Origin of the sequence: Nonomuraea sp. NPDC049625 (assembly GCF_040675285.1) — a bacterium.
Lineage (GTDB): Bacteria > Actinomycetota > Actinomycetes > Streptosporangiales > Streptosporangiaceae > Nonomuraea > Nonomuraea angiospora_A.
The window spans coordinates 187,695-202,184 of the sequence record NZ_JBFAOQ010000016.1; the positions used below are offsets into that span (position 1 = coordinate 187,695).

Consider the following 14,490-nt stretch of genomic DNA (forward strand, 5'->3'; position numbering starts at 1 on the left):
CCCCAGTCTGGTCCAACGGGGGCGACCGGACCATTGCACCTAGGTACACCCTTGCCCGACATCCAGCCGGATTCCCCGGCGAAGGCCGTGTTCCTAGCGTCGACTGCATGAAGGTCATCGAAGTCAGGAACCTGCGCAAGCAGTACCCGAACCACCTGGCGGTCGACGACGTGTCGTTCGAGGTGGCGGAGGGTGAGATCTTCGGCATCCTCGGCCCGAACGGCGCGGGTAAGACCACCACCGTCGAGTGCGTGGCCGGCCTGCGCGTGCCCGACGGTGGCACCGTACGGGTGGCCGGGCTGGACCCGCAGCTCAACAGGGGCGAGTTGCGACACGTGCTGGGCATGCAGCTGCAGAGCGCGGCGCTGCCCGAGAAGATCAAGGTGTGGGAGGCCATGGACCTGTACGCCTCCTTCTACCCCGACCCCGCCGACTGGTCCGAGCTGCTCGAACGGGTCGGCCTCGGCGGCAAGCGCGACACGGCGTTCAAGAAGCTCTCCGGCGGGCAGCGCCAGCGGCTCTCGGTCGCGCTGGCGCTGGTCGGCAGGCCGCGCGTGGCCGTGCTGGACGAGCTGACCACCGGGCTCGACCCGCAGGCCCGTAGAGACACCTGGGAGCTGGTCGAGCAGGTACGCGACTCCGGCGTGACGATCGTGCTCGTCACCCACTTCATGGAGGAGGCCGAGCGGCTCTGCGACCGGCTCGCGCTCATCGACGCGGGCAAGGTGGCGGCCACGGACACGCCTGCCGGGCTCATCGCGCAGGTGGGCGGGGAGCAGCGGCTGAGGTTCCGGCCGTCGGCTCCTGTCGACGACGCGTTGCTCCTGGCCCTGCCGGAGGTACGCGAGGTCACGAGGAGCGGCGAGCAGGTCGTGGTGAGCGGCACGGGCAACCTCGCGCCGGCCGTCACGCTCGCCCTGGCCCAGTACGGGGTCGTTCCAGGAGACCTGCGGATCGAGCAGACCACGCTCGACGACGCGTTCCTCGCACTCACCGGAAGGAAGCTGTCATGAAGCTGCTCCTCGTGGAGACCAAGCTGCACCTGCGCGAATGGCCGTTCCTGCTCTTCACGATCGGGCTGCCGGTCGCGCTCCTGCTCGTGCTGGGCCTCAGCATCCCGGACATGACCAAGCCCGGGGCCTCGGGGGAGCGGGCCGTGGACACGCAGATGCCGAGCCTGATGACGCTGCTCTCGCTGCTGACCCTGGCCTGCAGCGTGGTGCCCGCGGTGATGACCGGCTACCGCGAGCAAGGGGTGCTCAGGCGGATGTCCACCACGCCCGTGCACCCGGCACGGCTGCTGGGGGTGCAGCTCCTGATCAATCTGGTGGTCGGAGCGGTCACCACGGCCCTGCTGATCGTGACGGGCTCGCTCGTGTTCGGGTCGGCGGCGCCGCGGCAGTGGGTGGGATTCATCCTGGTCTTCCTGCTCGGCAGCGCCGCGTTGCAGGCCATCGGGCTGGTGATCGCCGCGCTGGCGCCCAACGCGAAGGTCGCGCCGGGGATCGGGTCCGCGGTGATGTTCCCGCTGATGTTCCTGGGGGGCATGTGGGTGCCGCGCGACCTCATGCCGGACGCGCTGCGGACGGTCAGCGACTACTCCGTCGCGGGGCCGTTCGCCCAGGCGCTCAAGGACACCTGGGCGGGCCACGCGCCGCAGACCGCGCACCTCGTGGTGGTGGGCGCCGGGCTGCTGATCTTCAGTGGGCTGGCCGTGCGGCTGTTCAGGTGGGAGTGAGGCTAGCGCCCGGCCCAGACCGGGCGCGCGCCGGTGACGTTGGTCATCAGGGAGTAGAGCGAGGACGAGGCCGTGATGAACATCCGGTTGCGCTTGAGCCCGCCGAACACCAGGTTGGCCGTGGGCTCCGGGAGCTTCAGCCGGCCGATCAGCGTGCCGTCCGGGTCGTAGCAGAGCAGCGCCCTGCCTGCCGCGGCCCAGACGCGGCCCGTGTCGTCGAGCCGCAGGCCGTCGAAGATGTCCTGCTCCGTCCCCTCGGCGAAGACCTTGCCGCCCGCGAGCGTGCCGTCCTCGCGCACCTCGAACACGCGCAGGTGCTTCATCCGCGTGTCGGCGACGTAGAGCCGGCTCTCGTCGAGCGAGAACGCCAGGCCGTTGGGGCGGGCGAAGTCGTCGGCCACGACGCGGACCTCGCCCGTCACCGGGTCGGCGCGGTAGACGTGACAGCCGTCGATCTCCTGCGCGGCGGCGTAGCCCTCGTAGTTGCTGAGGATCCCGTACGGCGGGTCGGTGAACCAGATCGACCCGTCGGAGCGGACCACGACGTCGTTGGGGCTGTTGAGCCGCTTGCCCTCCCAGCGGTCGGCGATGACCGTGATCGAGCCGTCGTGCTCGGTGCGGGTGACGCGGCGGTTGCCGTGTTCACAGGAGATCAGACGGCCCTCGCGGTCGAGGGTGTTGCCGTTGGTGTAGCCGGACGGCTGGCGGAACAGGCCGACCGCGCCCGTCATCTCGTCCCAGCGCAGCATCCGCTCGTTGGGGATGTCGCTCCAGACCAGGAACCGGCCGGCCGGGAAGTAAACAGGGCCCTCCGCCCAGCGGGTGCCGGTGTGGAGGCGTTCGACATAGTCGTCTCCGCCTACCGCGGCGAACCGCTCGTCGAGCACCTCGAACTCAGTGGGGATCGTGTCCGTCATGCCGTCCACAATATGCTGTTCGACATCTCAGGCATATCACTGGATAGCATTCGGCTGTGGATGATATCGACAGAATGCTGATCGGCCTGCTGCAGGAGGACGCGACGCGGTCGTACGCGGTGCTGGGCAAGGCGGTGGGGCTGTCCAGCGGGGCCGCGCATGAACGGGTGCGCAAGTTGCGCGAGCGCGGGGTGATCAGGCGGACGACGATCGAGGTGGACCAGGCGGCGCTCGGGCGTGCGGTGACGGCGTACGTGCTGGTGGACGGGAGCACCTGGATGGGCGACAGCGCAGACCGGCTGGCGGCGATCCCGGAGATCGAGGAGGCGCACGTCATCGCGGGTCCCGCGTCGGTGCTGCTCAAGGTCCGTACGGCCGGGACGGTGGAGCTGCAGGACGTGCTGCGCCGGGTGTTCGGGGTGGACGGGGTCACCGGGACGCAGACCATCGTGGTCCTCGAGACCCTGTTCGAGCGAACCCTCAAGTAATCTCCAGGTATGACGAAGGTCGCCTGGAACACCAAGGAGCTCACCGTCGGCGAGCTCGCCGAACGCAGCGGGGTCGCCGTGTCCGCCCTGCACTTCTACGAGACCAAGGGCCTGATCAAGAGCCGCCGTACGGCGGGCAACCAGCGCCGGTACACCCGCGACAGCCTGCGCAGGGTCGCGTTCATCAGGCTGGCCCAGCGCATCGGCATCCCCCTGAAGACCATCAAGGACGCCCTCGCCGAACTGCCGGACGAGCGCACGCCCAACCGGGACGACTGGGCCCGGCTGTCGGCCGCCTGGCGCGGGGAGCTGGACGACCGGATCGAGCAGCTTCAGCGGCTGCGGGACGATCTCACGGACTGCATCGGGTGCGGCTGCCTGTCGCTCGACCGGTGCCCGGTGGCCAACCCCCACGACCGGCTCGGCGACGAGGGCCCGGGCGCGCGCCGCATCGACACCCGCCTCTGCCCCCCACCCCAGTCCTGCGCCCCCTCACCCGGCTGCGCCCCCTTCACGGAAACGCCCCTCCCCACGGCCTCCTGACGCCCCACCCCAAGGCTGCCCCTCGCCGTCGTCACGGTCGGGCCCGGCCCTCACCCGAGGGACCTCTCGCGGTCGGGCTCGGCCCCTGGAGGGACCCCAGGGCCGTCCTCCTCACGCAAAAGGACCCCAGCCGAAGCGCGGCGCTTCGGCTGAGGTCCTGAGCCGCTTTCAGCGGGCGGGCTTGGCCGGCGGGACGATGAGCGTCGGCCGGTGCGCGTGATGGAGCACGTGGTTGGACACACTCCCCAGCAGCACCGATCGCACCCCCGCCAACCCCCGCGACCCCGTGACGATCACCGAGGCATCCACCTCATCCGCCACATCGACGATCGTCTTCCAGATCGACTCGTTGTCAGCCACCGCCCGATAGGTGACGTCCGAGAGCCCGGCGGCGATGGCCAGCTCGGCCCCCTCCCGGGCATGCTGCTCCGCCTGCGCGTGCGACTCGTCCTCGGTGCTCTGGTCGAGGGCGCCCGCGGCCAGCGGATACTTCTTGAGCTGCACGAGCAGCGGCTCCCACACCGTGACGACGACGGTGGGCTCGGCGGCGAGATGCTTGGCCGCGAACTCGATCGCGGTCCGTGAGTCGGCCGAGCCGTCGTAGGCGACAAGGATGGTCATGGCGTTCTTCCTTTCGCTTCACTCTTCCGCTAAAGCACTGAAGCGATCAGGCGCCATTCCAGAGCCGGCTGTCTCCTTCGTCACACCCCGGGGGAGGGGTCAGGACTCGGTGAGGGCGATGAGGATGTGTTCCATGCAGGCGTGACCCGCCCGCTCGGCCGCCGCCGCGTCTCCCGCCGCGATGGCGCGGGCGATGGCGTCGTGCGGGATGTAGCTCTTGTCGAGCGAGGTCCCCGCGGCCGTGATGCTGGCGCGCAGAGCCGCCGAGAAGTCCTCGTACAGGTCGATCAGCACCAGGTTGTGCGTCGCGTGCGCCACGGCCATGTGGAAGGCCAGGTCGGCCTCGACGAAGTAGTCGGGGTCGTCCAGCTCCCAGGCCCGGTCCCGCTCGGCCAGGGCCGCCTCGATGCGCTTGATGTCGTCGTCCGTGCGCCGGGTTGCGGCCAGGCGCGCGGACTCGACCTCCAGCGCACGACGTACCTCGAGGATCTCGAGCTGCTCGGCTTGCTTGAGCCGCCGCAGCATCGCGCCGGACAGCTCGCTGGTCGCGCGGACGTAAGTGCCGTCCCCCTGACGGCACTCGAGCAGCCCGGCGTGCGTGAGCGCGCGTACGGCCTCCCGAACGGTGTTGCGACCCACCCCGAGCTGCTCGGCGAGCACGGTCTCGGTCGGAATCTTGCCGTTCATCGGCCACGACCCTGAGGTGATCTGCTCCTTGAGCTGATCGATCACCTGGTCGACGAGCGAAGCCCGCTGCGCCGTACGCAGACTCACAGTCCGCCTCCTCCGGGGAAACCAATCATCCTATGAGTCAATGACTGGTAGACCCTAATTATTCCAGACTCAAAACGCCAAATCTGGAGCTCCCGGAGGATCAGCGCGAAACTGTGGCGTCGACGGTCACCCCCGCCATGGCCGAACGGACTCCAGCGGCTTCGAGGGCCTTACGATATGCGGCGGTCTGTTGTGTTCTGGACCCGGCCCTGCCGTAGAGGTCGCCCAGCTCACGCCAGCAACGCGCGGCCTGCCGATCGGAGCCGAACACCGGCCGGTCGAGCGTGTCGAGCGCCCGGTGGGCGTCGCGCAGGTGCGCGGAGGCGTCGCCTCCCTCGTCGAACGCGACGGTGGCCAGCACGAGGTGGGCCTCGGCGGGCGTGGTGCCGGCGCGGTCGTGCGACAGGCTCAGAGCCGTGTTCGCCAGCTCGCTCGCCCGCGCCGAGGCGCCGGTCCGCAGCACGACCCGCGCGTGCACGATGAGGCTCTCGCCGTGCTCGCGCGCCGTGCCGGGGAACGTGGCGAACGCCTCGGCGGCGGCCGAGATGAGGCGCTCGGCCTCGTCGGCCGGCACCGTGGTCAGCCTGGACCAGTGCATGGCGGTCCTGGCCAGCTGCAGCGACAGCCGGGCCTGGCGGCCGACCATGATGGCGTCGTCGGCGAGGCGCACGGCCAGCGCCGAGTCCTCGCCGGCAGCGGCGGCGGCGCTCGCGTGCCACAGCGCCTGGATCTCTCCGGAACGGTCCACAACTTGAGGAACGCCGGTCAGAGCCAGCACCCGCTGGACGTATCCCAGCTCGCGGGACTCGCTCTCGCGCTCGCTGCGCGCCTCGACCAGAGCGGCTGCCAGGTCGACGGCGATCTCGCCCTGCGTGATGGACAGCCGCTCGGCCTGCTGGAGGGCGGCGGTGGCCAGGTCGCGGGCCCGCAGGCGGTCGCCCGCCCGCTGGTAGCAGCGGCTCAGTGCGATCGTGAGGGGGAGGTCGGCCAGCCGCTCGGGGTGAGCCGCGGCCTCCCTGCGCAGGCGCTCGAACGCCTCCACCGCCTGGCCGAGGCGACCCTGGGCCTCGAGCGCGCGCGCCCTGCCGAACCGGGCGTGCGCGGTCAGCATGGCGTTTTCCTCGTCGGCCGCCTTCACGATCTCCGTGAAGCGGTCGGCGGCGACGGACGGGTCGCCATGCTGCAGCTCGAGCTCGGCGTGACGCAGGCCGAGCTCCGTGTCGATGCGCTGCCGAGGTTCGATCCCGTGAAGGAGGAACTCGGTCGTGCACCCCAGCCGCTCGGCCAGCAGCCGGGCCACGACAGGAGTCGGCGTGCGCTTGCCCGACTCAATGAGCGAGACATAACTGTCAGACAGGTCGGGTCCGGCCAGTTGGGCCTGGGACATCCGCCTGTTCAGCCGCAGTCCGCGGACGCGGTCACCGATGGTTCCCTGACTCGGCATCTCATCTCTCAAGGCGGGGAAGGGTCAACAACACGCAATGATTGCATGAAGTAGCCGAATCGGGTATCCCCGAGTGAAGAATTCCCCGCGAGGAGATTAATCGTCGCTCTCGTCCTTGCTGGGAAAAAGCATCCCGCAGACCTCGAGGTACAGCGTCTCGGGGTACGGAATGTACTCCACGGTCGAGAGTGCCTGGTCCTGACCTGCTGACTCGAGGATGAACTCACCGTAACCGAGCATGCGCCCAAGCAGACTTCTTTGGAAGCTCATGTCGGTGACCTTGCCCAAAGGCATCATCGCGACCTTACGGGTGATCAAGCCCGTTGTCAGCAGCATGCGCTTCGAAGTCACCACAAAGTAATCGACCGACCACTCCGCGACTTTCCACACGAAACGCACCAGAAGCAGGAGCCACAACCACCACACGACGACGAGCGCCGTGCCACCCTGATCGCTGCCTCCGAAGAACTTGCTGAGCAAGCCCGCGACGATCAGGCCGGCGAGCACCTCGGCAACCGGGCGTAGCAAGATCGCAGGGTGCCGCCGGACCATGATGAACTGTTGTTCTTGGGGGAGAAGGTATCGGTTGACCGACGACGGGGCGGAGTCCCCGTGGGTCACAAGTCTCATGACAGGCTGTTCACAAATTGAGCCAGCGAGTCGGCCGCGTTGAACACCGTGTCGAACGCTCCTCTCACCGCGTCCGCGGCGTCAGATGGTCGCGCGAACAGGTAGTACGCGACAAATGCGATACCACCGTATGTGAGGACTTTTTTGACCTGCACCGTCGCCTCCGTGCCCTTACCCACTCCACCCGCCCTATACATTACCCACCCGGATGCCCGGGTAAAGATGCCTTCGCGGGATAGTTTTGATCTTGTCAGCCGCGTTCGCTGGCCACCAGGGCCAGGACGTGAAGGTGCTTGCGTGCGATGCGCTCTACAAGGCTTGGATGGGCGTAACCGGTGACCTCCAGCGCGCCGTAGTGCGCAGCTTCAACGCAGCGCGTTACGGTGGTCGCGGAGTGGATGCCGGCGAACTCGTCGCACAGCACAGTTTCCACCTCCGCGTACGGAGCCGGCTCCGCCTCGCTGTGATCGCTCATCGTGCTCCCCCACGCGCATGCGGAAGTTGCCTTCCTGCCTCTTCGTACCCACGAAACAACAGTATGTAACGAAGAGATGACTGCGTGTGACGGGAAAGGTGCTTTTCAGCCGTCGTGGCGTCAGACCACGCCGTAGAGGCGGTCGCCCGCGTCGCCGAGGCCGGGCACGATGTAGCCGTTCTCGTTGAGCCGCTCGTCGAGCGCGGCGGTCACCACGCGGATGGGCTTGCCCGAGTTGGCGAACACCTTGTCCATGTACGCCAGGCCCTCGGGGGCGGCCAGCAGGCAGATGGCCGTGACGTCGACCGCGCCCCTGTCGAACAGGAACTGCACGGCCGCCGCCAGCGTGCCGCCGGTGGCCAGCATCGGGTCGACGACGTAGCACTGGCGCCCGGACAGGTCGTCGGGCAGCCGCGTGGCGTACGTCTCGGCCTGGAGGGTGGACTCGTTCCTGATCATGCCGAGGAACCCGACCTCGGCCGTGGGCAGCAGCCGGGTCATGCCGTCGAGCATGCCGAGCCCGGCGCGCAGGATGGGCACCACCAGGGGGTACGGCTTGGCCAGTCGCACGCCGTGGGCGGGGGCCACGGGCGTCTCGACCGTGACGTCGTTGATCCGCACGTCGCGGGTGGCCTCGTACGCGAGCAGCGTCACCAGCTCATCCGCGAGCCTGCGGAAGGTCGGCGAGTCGGTGCGGACATCGCGCAGCGTGGTGAGCTTGTGGGCCACGAGCGGATGGTCGACGACGAGGGTTTCCATAAACGGCAAGGCTATCCGCTGGGGAACGTGCATGGGGACCCCCGCCACCTGCGGTGGCCCCCTGACCGCGCCCACCCCCGGCGGCCCCTCAGGCCATGGGTTTTGATCACAATTTAGTCCGAGAGGCACACGCCTCGTGCGCGGGTCTGAAACGATTGGGTGCTGGTAATACCTGTCGTGTCAGAAGTCGGGTGGGGATGGCGATGGCAGACGAAGATGACGCTCTGGACTTCGCCATCGTGGTCTATCGCGAGGACGGGTGCTGGGATGCCGAGCTCCTGCCGGTCGTGCTCACGTCCGACCTGCAGGGGTTGATCCATGCCCTGCGCCAGCAGCCGAGCGAGAGCGGGACGATCGGCCTGGTCGCCGTGGGTGACGAGTTCTTCGTGGCGCTGCGGGTCCTGGGCGAGCGGGTGGACGTGTTCCTGTCCGACATCGCGGCCTCCTGGGACTTCCCGCTGGCCCGCCAGGTTCTCGAGTACCTCGACGTGCCGGTGCCGGACGAGGAGGAGCTCGACGAGATCCTCCAGGACGAGGAGACCGTGCTCCCCGCCGGAGATCTGTCGATCTTCGCCGATCTCGGGTTGGACGAGATGGAGCTGGGCATCCTCTCCGGCGACATCGACTTGCTGCCCGAAGATGTGCTGTCCAGCATCGCCGCGCGGCTCGGCTTCTCCGAGCCGTTCGAGCGTGCCATCGAATCGGTCTTCGGCTGACCCCCTGGAGCTCGGACATGGCGTCCAACACCTTCTCTGCGGCTTTCGTCAGGACCTCGGACGGCTGGAGCGGCGCCGAGGTCGATCTGAGCGCGGCCGAGATCGTCGACGACCTCGGTGACGCGGTCACGGAGACGCTGAGCCTCTCCGGCGACGAGCTGGCCCTGCTCTGCGTCGAGGTCGAGGACGAGTGGTTCGCGATCGCCCGCTACCGGGGCGAGGAGGAGCCGCGCGTGTTCCTGTCGGACGCGCACGCGATCCTGTCCGACCCGCTCGGCGAGCTGTTCGCCGAGTTCGCCGGCGTGGCGCCCGACAAGGAGGCCAACGGCCTCGGCGTGCGCCCGGCCGGTGACTACGAGCTGCTGAGCGACCTCGGGGTCAGCTCCGAGGAGCTGCTGGAGCTGAGCATGGAGGAGGGCATGCTGCCGGCCGACATCCTGTCGGTGATCGCCGAGCGGCTGGCCTTCGCCGACGAGCTCGACCGGCTGCGGTGACCCGGCTCTCGCTGTGACGTACGAGGAGGCCATGCGCCTGGCGCTGGCGGAGGCGGACGCAGCGGGGTCCAGGGGAGAGATCCCCGTGGGCGCGGTGGTGCTCGACGCGCTCGGCGAGGTCCTGTCCGCGGCGGGCAACGACCGCGAGTCCTCCGCCGACCCGACGGCCCACGCCGAGGTTCTCGCGCTCCGGCAGGCGGCCGTGCGGCGCGGGCAGTGGCGGCTGGCCGGCTGCACGCTCGTGGTGACCCTGGAGCCCTGCACGATGTGCGCGGGCGCCGCTGTACTGGCGCGAGTCGACCGGATCGTGTACGGCGCGGTGGACGAGAAGGGCGGGGCCGTGGGCTCGCTCTGGGACGTCGTACGCGACCGCCGGCTCAACCATCGGCCCGAGGTCGTCATGGGAGTGTTGGCGGACGAGTGCTCGTCGGTACTAAAGCGGTTCTTCGCTACTCGCCGGATCCGGTAAGCTCATGCGCGGTGGTGTCGCCTAGTGGCCGAGGGCGCACGCCTCGAAAGCGTGTGATGGGGCAACTCATCCGTGGGTTCAAATCCCACCACCACCGCCACGAGAAGGGCCTCCAACCTACGGGTCGGGGGCCCTTCGTCTGTCAAGATCACGCGGACGGATTCCCGGTGGCGGTGGTCGCTCACCTTCCGACCTGGAAGGAACGCCAGAGAATGGCATCGATCGAACCGCGCAAGGGCCTGAAGGGGCGCGCGAGCTACCGCGTCGCCTGGTAAATCGACGGCAAGCGGCCGGCTACCTCAAGCCCGCCCCGGCGGCCCGTCGGCCGCCGCCGACGTGCCCACCGTGGGCGAGGACGAAGACACCATCCTGCCCACCGGTGCCCGATGGGGCAGCATCCAGCGGTCGGCATGGCCGGATCACATCATGCACGCGTTGAACTGAATTGATGGGATGGATCCATCCTCTCGCTCGTTGCCGGTGATGTCCAGATAAGAGATCTACCGAGAGCATCGCAGCAAAGTGCCCCTTGGGGTAGACAGTGCCCCAGATTCGGCCTTAAATACATCCCATCTCTTCATGTTGGTGACACACGGATGCCGCCGATATGAAACATCCCCCGCTTCGGGATCAGTGCGAGGAAGTGCCGATGAGACTCACAACTGTCCTGTGCTCCACCGCCTCCGCCGTGTCCGCGCTGGTCTTGCTCAGCGCCTGCAGCAGCTCCGGCACCACGGCCACGTCGAGCTCCACGCCACTGGTCGGCGTGGACTACCCGCGCTCCGACACCGACTTCTGGAACTCGTACATCAAGTACACGCCCGAGTACGCCAAGGAGCTTGGCCTCGAGCTCAAGACCACCAACTCGCAGAATGACGTCGCCAAGCTGACCGCCAACGCGCAGACGTTCATCAGCCAGGGTGTGAAGGGCCTGGCGATGGCTCCGCAGGACACCGCCGCCATCGCCCCGACCCTCGCGCAGCTGGAGGCGAAGAAGATCTCGGTCGTCACCGTCGACACCCGCCCCGACAGCGGCAAGGTCTACATGGTCGTGCGCGCCGACAATCGTGCCTACGGCGAGAAGGCGTGCCAGTACCTGGGCACCAAGCTGGCCGGCAAGGGCAAGGTCGTCATGCTTCAAGGCGACCTTGCCTCCATCAACGGCCGTGACCGCACCGAGGCGTTCAACGACTGCATGAAGAAGAACTACCCGGGCATCACGGTGCTGGGAGAGGCCACCAACTGGGACGGCGCCGTCGCCGCGCAGAAGCTCCAGACAGACCTGACCGCCCACCCGGACATCAAGGGCGTCTACATGCAGTCCAGCTTCGCCCTGTCCGGCACGCTCCAGGTGCTCAACCAAAAGGGCCTGTTGGTCGGTCCCGAGGACCAGAAGCACGTGTTCGTCGTCTCGAACGACGGCATCCCCGAAGAGCTCAAGTCCATCGCCGAGGGCAAGATCGACGCCACCGTCTCCCAGCCGGCCGACCTCTACGCCAAGTACGCCCTGTACTACCTGAAGGCCGCAATGGACGGGAAGACGTTCAAGCCGGGCAAGACCGACCACGACAGCACCATCGTCCAGGTCCGTGACGGCCTGCTGGAGGACCAGCTCGCAGCCCCGCTCGTCACCGCCGACGGCGGCACCTACGGCGGTGTCCCCAGCCTCAAGAGCACCGACACGTCCCTGTGGGGCAACAACCTCGGCTGAGTCTCAGAGCTCGTCAGGAAACAGAACGGCTCACGAACACAAGGCGGTTGAGATGAGCGACGGGGAGCGAGCAGTCACCCCCGCGTCCGCCCCGGCGCACGACGGGAGAGCCCCGGCCGGCCCTCCCGTCGTCGAGGCGACGGGCATTGTCAAACGATTCGGTCCGACGGTGGCCCTGAACGGCGCCCGGATCACCATCATGCCCAACGAGACCCACGCGCTGGTCGGCCGCAACGGGGCCGGCAAGTCGACCCTGGTGTCCGTCCTCACCGGACTTCAGGCCCCGGACGAGGGAACGGTCACCTTCGGCGGCAGCCTGGCGCCCCGGCTCGCGGACCGCGACGCCTGGCGGCAGCGGGTGGCCTGTGTTTACCAGAAGTCGACGATCATCCCCACGCTGACCGTCGCCGAGAACCTCTTCCTGAACCGGCATGAGCACGGCCGGAGCGGGCTGATCAGCTGGCAGGGCGTGCGCAGGCGGGCGCGGGAACTGCTGTCGACCTGGTCGGTGGACGTGGATCCGCAAGCTCCGGCCGGCGATCTCAGCGTGGAACAGCGGCAGTTCGTCGAGATCGCCCGTGCGCTGTCCTTCGGAGCCCGGTTCATCATCCTCGACGAACCGACCGCGCAACTCGACGGCGCGGCGATCAACCGGCTCTTCGAGAGAATACGCGATCTGCAGCGCCAGGGCGTGACCTTCCTGTTCATCAGCCACCACCTCCAGGAGATCTACGAGATCTGCGACATGGTGACGGTGTTCCGAGACGCCCAGCACATCCTGACCGCGCCGGTCGCCGAACTTCCCCGCACCGAGCTCATCGCCGCCATGACCGGCGAGGCGGCGGCCGACAGGCGCGAGGAACGGGCGAGCGCCCTCGACGTCGGCGCGACGTCGGCGCTGAGCGTCCGGGGCCTCACCGGCCAGGCCTACGAGGACGTCACCTTCAAGGTGGGCGCGGGCGAGATCGTCGGCCTGGCCGGGGCCGCCGGCAGCGGTCGCATCGAGGTCGCCGAGACAGTCGTGGGGCTGCTGGCCGCCGACGGCGGCGAGGTCGAGATCGCAGGGCGGCGGCCACAGCCGGGCAGCGTGCCCGCCGCGCTCGCCGCCGGCGCCGGGTTCGTCCCGCAGGACCGGCACCACCAGGGTTTCGTACCCGACATGTCGATCGCGGACAACGCCACGCTGTCCGTGCCCAAACGGCTCAGCCGGGGAGGGTTCCTGAGCCGCGACCGCCGGGACCAGCTTGCCGAGGGCATGATCGAGAAACTGGCGATCAAGACCTCAGGCCCCGACCTGTCGGTCTCCGCGCTGTCCGGGGGTAACCAGCAGAAGGTCGTCATGGCCCGCGCCCTCGCCGACGACCCCCGGCTGCTGGTGCTGATCAACCCGACCGCAGGCGTGGACGTGCGCTCCAAGGAGTTCCTCCTCGGCAAGGTCGAGGAGACCGCGGAAGGCGGCACCGGAGTGCTCATCGCCTCCGACGAACTCGACGACCTGCGCATGTGCGACCGGGTCCTGGTGATGTTCCAGGGCCGAGTGACCTCAGAGATCGCCCGCGGCTGGCACGACCACGACCTAGTGGCCGCGATGGAAGGAGTGGACCTCAATGCCTGAAACCGCCCTCGCGGACACGCCCGCCCCCAAGCCCACGAAGCCCGAGGCCGGGCGGAAGGGGCTGTTCGGCGGGCGGATACCCGTGGCCCGGCTGCGTGACCTCGCTCTGGTTCCCGCGATCGTCGCGATCGCGATCGTCGGCCAGATCGTCAACCCGGTCTTCCTCCAGGGCGACAACCTGATCAATGTCCTGCAGACCATGTCCGAGATCGCCCTGCTGGTCCTCGCCCAGACGATGATCCTGATCGTCAAGAAGATGGACCTGTCTCTGGAGTCCACCATGGGCCTCGCGCCCGGCGTCGCCGCCCTGCTGGTGGTGCCGACCGGCGTCGGACCCGGCCTCGGGCTCCTCCCCGGCGCCTGGTCGATTCCCATCACGCTGGCCGTGGGTGCGCTCATCGGCGTGGTCAACGCCCTGCTGATCATCCGCTTCGGTCTCAACGGCTTCATCGTCACCCTCGGCATGCTGATCGTCCTGCGTGGTGTCCTCACCGGCATCTCGGGCGGCCAGACCTTCTTCCAACTGCCGGAGTCGATGCTCTACCTGGGCAGCGCCCAGTGGTTCGGGATACCCGCCTCTATCTGGATCTGCCTGGTGCTGTTCGCCGTCGCGATCGTCGTCCTGGGCTGGACCAGCTTCGGCCGCTCGCTGTACGCCATCGGCGGCAACGTCGACGCGGCGAAGGCGGCCGGTATCCGCACTGACCGGGTGCTGTGGATCGTCATCGTCACCGGCAGCCTGCTGGCCGCACTCGCCGGGCTGATGCTCTCCGGGCGTCTCGCCTCCGTCGCCTCCGCGCAGGGCAACGGTTACATCTTCACCGTGTTCGCCGCCGCCGTCATCGGCGGGATCAGCCTCAACGGCGGCAAGGGCACCATGTTCGGCGCCTTCAGCGGCATCCTGCTGCTCTTCATGATCCAGAATGTGCTCACCCTCGCGGGTGTCCCCGCCCAGTGGATCGGCGCCCTCAACGGCCTGATCATCCTGGTCGCGCTGACCATCTCCCGCATCACGGGCGGCAAGGTCCAGGAGTGAACCGGGCGGCCCCACGCCGCCGTACGCCGCCCCGTCTTTGTTCCGTCGCAGGAGGTCGTG

At 68.4% G+C, this 14,490-nt stretch carries 18 protein-coding genes and 1 tRNA gene; 11 read left to right on the forward strand and 8 right to left on the reverse strand.

Annotation, left to right across the window (positions count from 1 at the left end):
* The first annotated feature begins 107 nt into the window (after positions 1–107).
* Both AB0J87_RS48720 and AB0J87_RS48725 read left to right on the forward strand, forming a co-directional pair.
* On the forward strand, positions 108–1,013 hold the full coding sequence (locus AB0J87_RS48720) for an ABC transporter ATP-binding protein (protein WP_363978881.1): 906 nt from the start codon (positions 108–110) through the stop codon (positions 1,011–1,013).
* Positions 1,010–1,738, forward strand: a complete 729-nt coding sequence (locus AB0J87_RS48725) for an ABC transporter permease (protein ID WP_363978884.1) — start codon at positions 1,010–1,012, stop codon at positions 1,736–1,738. Before AB0J87_RS48720 ends, AB0J87_RS48725 begins: the two co-directional genes overlap by 4 nt.
* 2 nt (positions 1,739–1,740) lie before the next feature.
* Here the strand turns inward: AB0J87_RS48725 and AB0J87_RS48730 are convergent, their stop codons facing one another.
* Entirely contained in the window at positions 1,741–2,655 is a 915-nt protein-coding gene (locus AB0J87_RS48730) for an SMP-30/gluconolactonase/LRE family protein (protein WP_355192935.1), read from the reverse strand.
* A gap of 56 nt (positions 2,656–2,711) precedes the next feature.
* Here AB0J87_RS48730 and AB0J87_RS48735 point away from each other — a divergent pair, with 56 nt between their 5' ends.
* Together AB0J87_RS48735 and soxR are read left to right on the forward strand one after the other, a co-directional pair.
* On the forward strand, positions 2,712–3,143 hold the full coding sequence (locus AB0J87_RS48735) for an Lrp/AsnC family transcriptional regulator (RefSeq protein ID WP_350724139.1): 432 nt from the start codon (positions 2,712–2,714) through the stop codon (positions 3,141–3,143).
* Positions 3,144–3,152: 9 nt separating this feature from the next.
* The gene (soxR, locus tag AB0J87_RS48740; protein ID WP_363978887.1) at positions 3,153–3,686 is read left to right on the forward strand and encodes a redox-sensitive transcriptional activator SoxR; all 534 of its coding nucleotides are present in this window, start codon (positions 3,153–3,155) and stop codon (positions 3,684–3,686) included.
* Between the two features lie 168 nt (positions 3,687–3,854).
* Here soxR and AB0J87_RS48745 read toward each other — a convergent pair whose 3' ends face one another.
* The 7 genes from AB0J87_RS48745 to upp all read right to left on the reverse strand — a co-directional run bounded on the left by AB0J87_RS48745 (position 3,855) and on the right by upp (position 8,389).
* Positions 3,855–4,307, reverse strand: a complete 453-nt coding sequence (locus tag AB0J87_RS48745) for a universal stress protein (protein ID WP_355192939.1) — start codon at positions 4,305–4,307, stop codon at positions 3,855–3,857.
* 99 nt (positions 4,308–4,406) lie between these two features.
* On the reverse strand, positions 4,407–5,081 hold the full coding sequence (locus AB0J87_RS48750) for a FadR/GntR family transcriptional regulator (protein ID WP_350724133.1): 675 nt from the start codon (positions 5,079–5,081) through the stop codon (positions 4,407–4,409).
* 100 nt (positions 5,082–5,181) lie between these two features.
* On the reverse strand, positions 5,182–6,525 hold the full coding sequence (locus AB0J87_RS48755; RefSeq protein WP_363978892.1) for a helix-turn-helix transcriptional regulator: 1,344 nt from the start codon (positions 6,523–6,525) through the stop codon (positions 5,182–5,184).
* A 96-nt stretch (positions 6,526–6,621) separates the two neighbouring features.
* Positions 6,622–7,155 (reverse strand): PH domain-containing protein, encoded by a 534-nt coding sequence (locus tag AB0J87_RS48760; protein WP_192788987.1) that lies wholly within the window; start codon positions 7,153–7,155, stop codon positions 6,622–6,624.
* On the reverse strand, positions 7,152–7,334 hold the full coding sequence (locus AB0J87_RS48765; RefSeq protein WP_192794450.1) for a hypothetical protein: 183 nt from the start codon (positions 7,332–7,334) through the stop codon (positions 7,152–7,154). Before AB0J87_RS48765 ends, AB0J87_RS48760 begins: the two co-directional genes overlap by 4 nt.
* 71 nt (positions 7,335–7,405) lie before the next feature.
* On the reverse strand, positions 7,406–7,630 hold the full coding sequence (locus AB0J87_RS48770) for a hypothetical protein (protein WP_192788986.1): 225 nt from the start codon (positions 7,628–7,630) through the stop codon (positions 7,406–7,408).
* 120 nt (positions 7,631–7,750) lie between these two features.
* Positions 7,751–8,389 (reverse strand): uracil phosphoribosyltransferase, encoded by a 639-nt coding sequence (gene upp, locus AB0J87_RS48775; protein ID WP_350724129.1) that lies wholly within the window; start codon positions 8,387–8,389, stop codon positions 7,751–7,753.
* 197 nt (positions 8,390–8,586) lie between these two features.
* Between upp and AB0J87_RS48780 the strand changes: the two genes are divergently transcribed.
* The 7 genes from AB0J87_RS48780 (at position 8,587) to AB0J87_RS48810 (ending at position 14,430) form a co-directional block, all read left to right on the forward strand.
* Positions 8,587–9,105, forward strand: coding sequence for a tRNA adenosine deaminase-associated protein (locus tag AB0J87_RS48780; protein WP_355192944.1), 519 nt, complete (start codon positions 8,587–8,589; stop codon positions 9,103–9,105).
* 17 nt (positions 9,106–9,122) lie between these two features.
* The gene (locus AB0J87_RS48785; protein ID WP_350724125.1) at positions 9,123–9,599 is read left to right on the forward strand and encodes a tRNA adenosine deaminase-associated protein; all 477 of its coding nucleotides are present in this window, start codon (positions 9,123–9,125) and stop codon (positions 9,597–9,599) included.
* A 31-nt stretch (positions 9,600–9,630) separates the two neighbouring features.
* A complete protein-coding gene (gene tadA / locus AB0J87_RS48790) occupies positions 9,631–10,068 on the forward strand; it encodes a tRNA adenosine(34) deaminase TadA (RefSeq protein ID WP_350724347.1) in 438 nt (145 codons plus the stop codon).
* 10 nt (positions 10,069–10,078) lie between these two features.
* Positions 10,079–10,168, forward strand: a tRNA-Ser gene (locus AB0J87_RS48795).
* A gap of 549 nt (positions 10,169–10,717) precedes the next feature.
* Complete coding sequence (locus AB0J87_RS48800; protein WP_363978899.1) at positions 10,718–11,779, forward strand: sugar ABC transporter substrate-binding protein; 1,062 nt, start codon at positions 10,718–10,720, stop codon at positions 11,777–11,779.
* A gap of 52 nt (positions 11,780–11,831) precedes the next feature.
* Complete coding sequence (locus AB0J87_RS48805; RefSeq protein WP_363978902.1) at positions 11,832–13,394, forward strand: sugar ABC transporter ATP-binding protein; 1,563 nt, start codon at positions 11,832–11,834, stop codon at positions 13,392–13,394.
* On the forward strand, positions 13,387–14,430 hold the full coding sequence (locus AB0J87_RS48810) for an ABC transporter permease (protein WP_363978905.1): 1,044 nt from the start codon (positions 13,387–13,389) through the stop codon (positions 14,428–14,430). The genes AB0J87_RS48805 and AB0J87_RS48810 overlap by 8 nt, the downstream gene beginning before the upstream one ends.
* The last annotated feature ends 60 nt before the right edge of the window (positions 14,431–14,490 follow it).

Coding starts and splice junctions, on each gene's coding strand:
- upp (WP_350724129.1), bottom strand. CDS start 8,389: ATGGAAACCCTCGTCGTCGACCATCCGCTCGTGGCCCACAAGCTCACC.
- soxR (WP_363978887.1), top strand. CDS start 3,153: ATGACGAAGGTCGCCTGGAACACCAAGGAGCTCACCGTCGGCGAGCTC.
- AB0J87_RS48725 (WP_363978884.1), top strand. CDS start 1,010: ATGAAGCTGCTCCTCGTGGAGACCAAGCTGCACCTGCGCGAATGGCCG.
- AB0J87_RS48730 (WP_355192935.1), bottom strand. CDS start 2,655: ATGACGGACACGATCCCCACTGAGTTCGAGGTGCTCGACGAGCGGTTC.
- AB0J87_RS48755 (WP_363978892.1), bottom strand. CDS start 6,525: ATGCCGAGTCAGGGAACCATCGGTGACCGCGTCCGCGGACTGCGGCTG.
- AB0J87_RS48745 (WP_355192939.1), bottom strand. CDS start 4,307: ATGACCATCCTTGTCGCCTACGACGGCTCGGCCGACTCACGGACCGCG.
- AB0J87_RS48805 (WP_363978902.1), top strand. CDS start 11,832: ATGAGCGACGGGGAGCGAGCAGTCACCCCCGCGTCCGCCCCGGCGCAC.
- tadA (WP_350724347.1), top strand. CDS start 9,631: ATGCGCCTGGCGCTGGCGGAGGCGGACGCAGCGGGGTCCAGGGGAGAG.
- AB0J87_RS48800 (WP_363978899.1), top strand. CDS start 10,718: ATGAGACTCACAACTGTCCTGTGCTCCACCGCCTCCGCCGTGTCCGCG.
- AB0J87_RS48770 (WP_192788986.1), bottom strand. CDS start 7,630: ATGAGCGATCACAGCGAGGCGGAGCCGGCTCCGTACGCGGAGGTGGAA.
- AB0J87_RS48760 (WP_192788987.1), bottom strand. CDS start 7,155: ATGAGACTTGTGACCCACGGGGACTCCGCCCCGTCGTCGGTCAACCGA.
- AB0J87_RS48810 (WP_363978905.1), top strand. CDS start 13,387: ATGCCTGAAACCGCCCTCGCGGACACGCCCGCCCCCAAGCCCACGAAG.
- AB0J87_RS48780 (WP_355192944.1), top strand. CDS start 8,587: ATGGCGATGGCAGACGAAGATGACGCTCTGGACTTCGCCATCGTGGTC.
- AB0J87_RS48720 (WP_363978881.1), top strand. CDS start 108: ATGAAGGTCATCGAAGTCAGGAACCTGCGCAAGCAGTACCCGAACCAC.
- AB0J87_RS48785 (WP_350724125.1), top strand. CDS start 9,123: ATGGCGTCCAACACCTTCTCTGCGGCTTTCGTCAGGACCTCGGACGGC.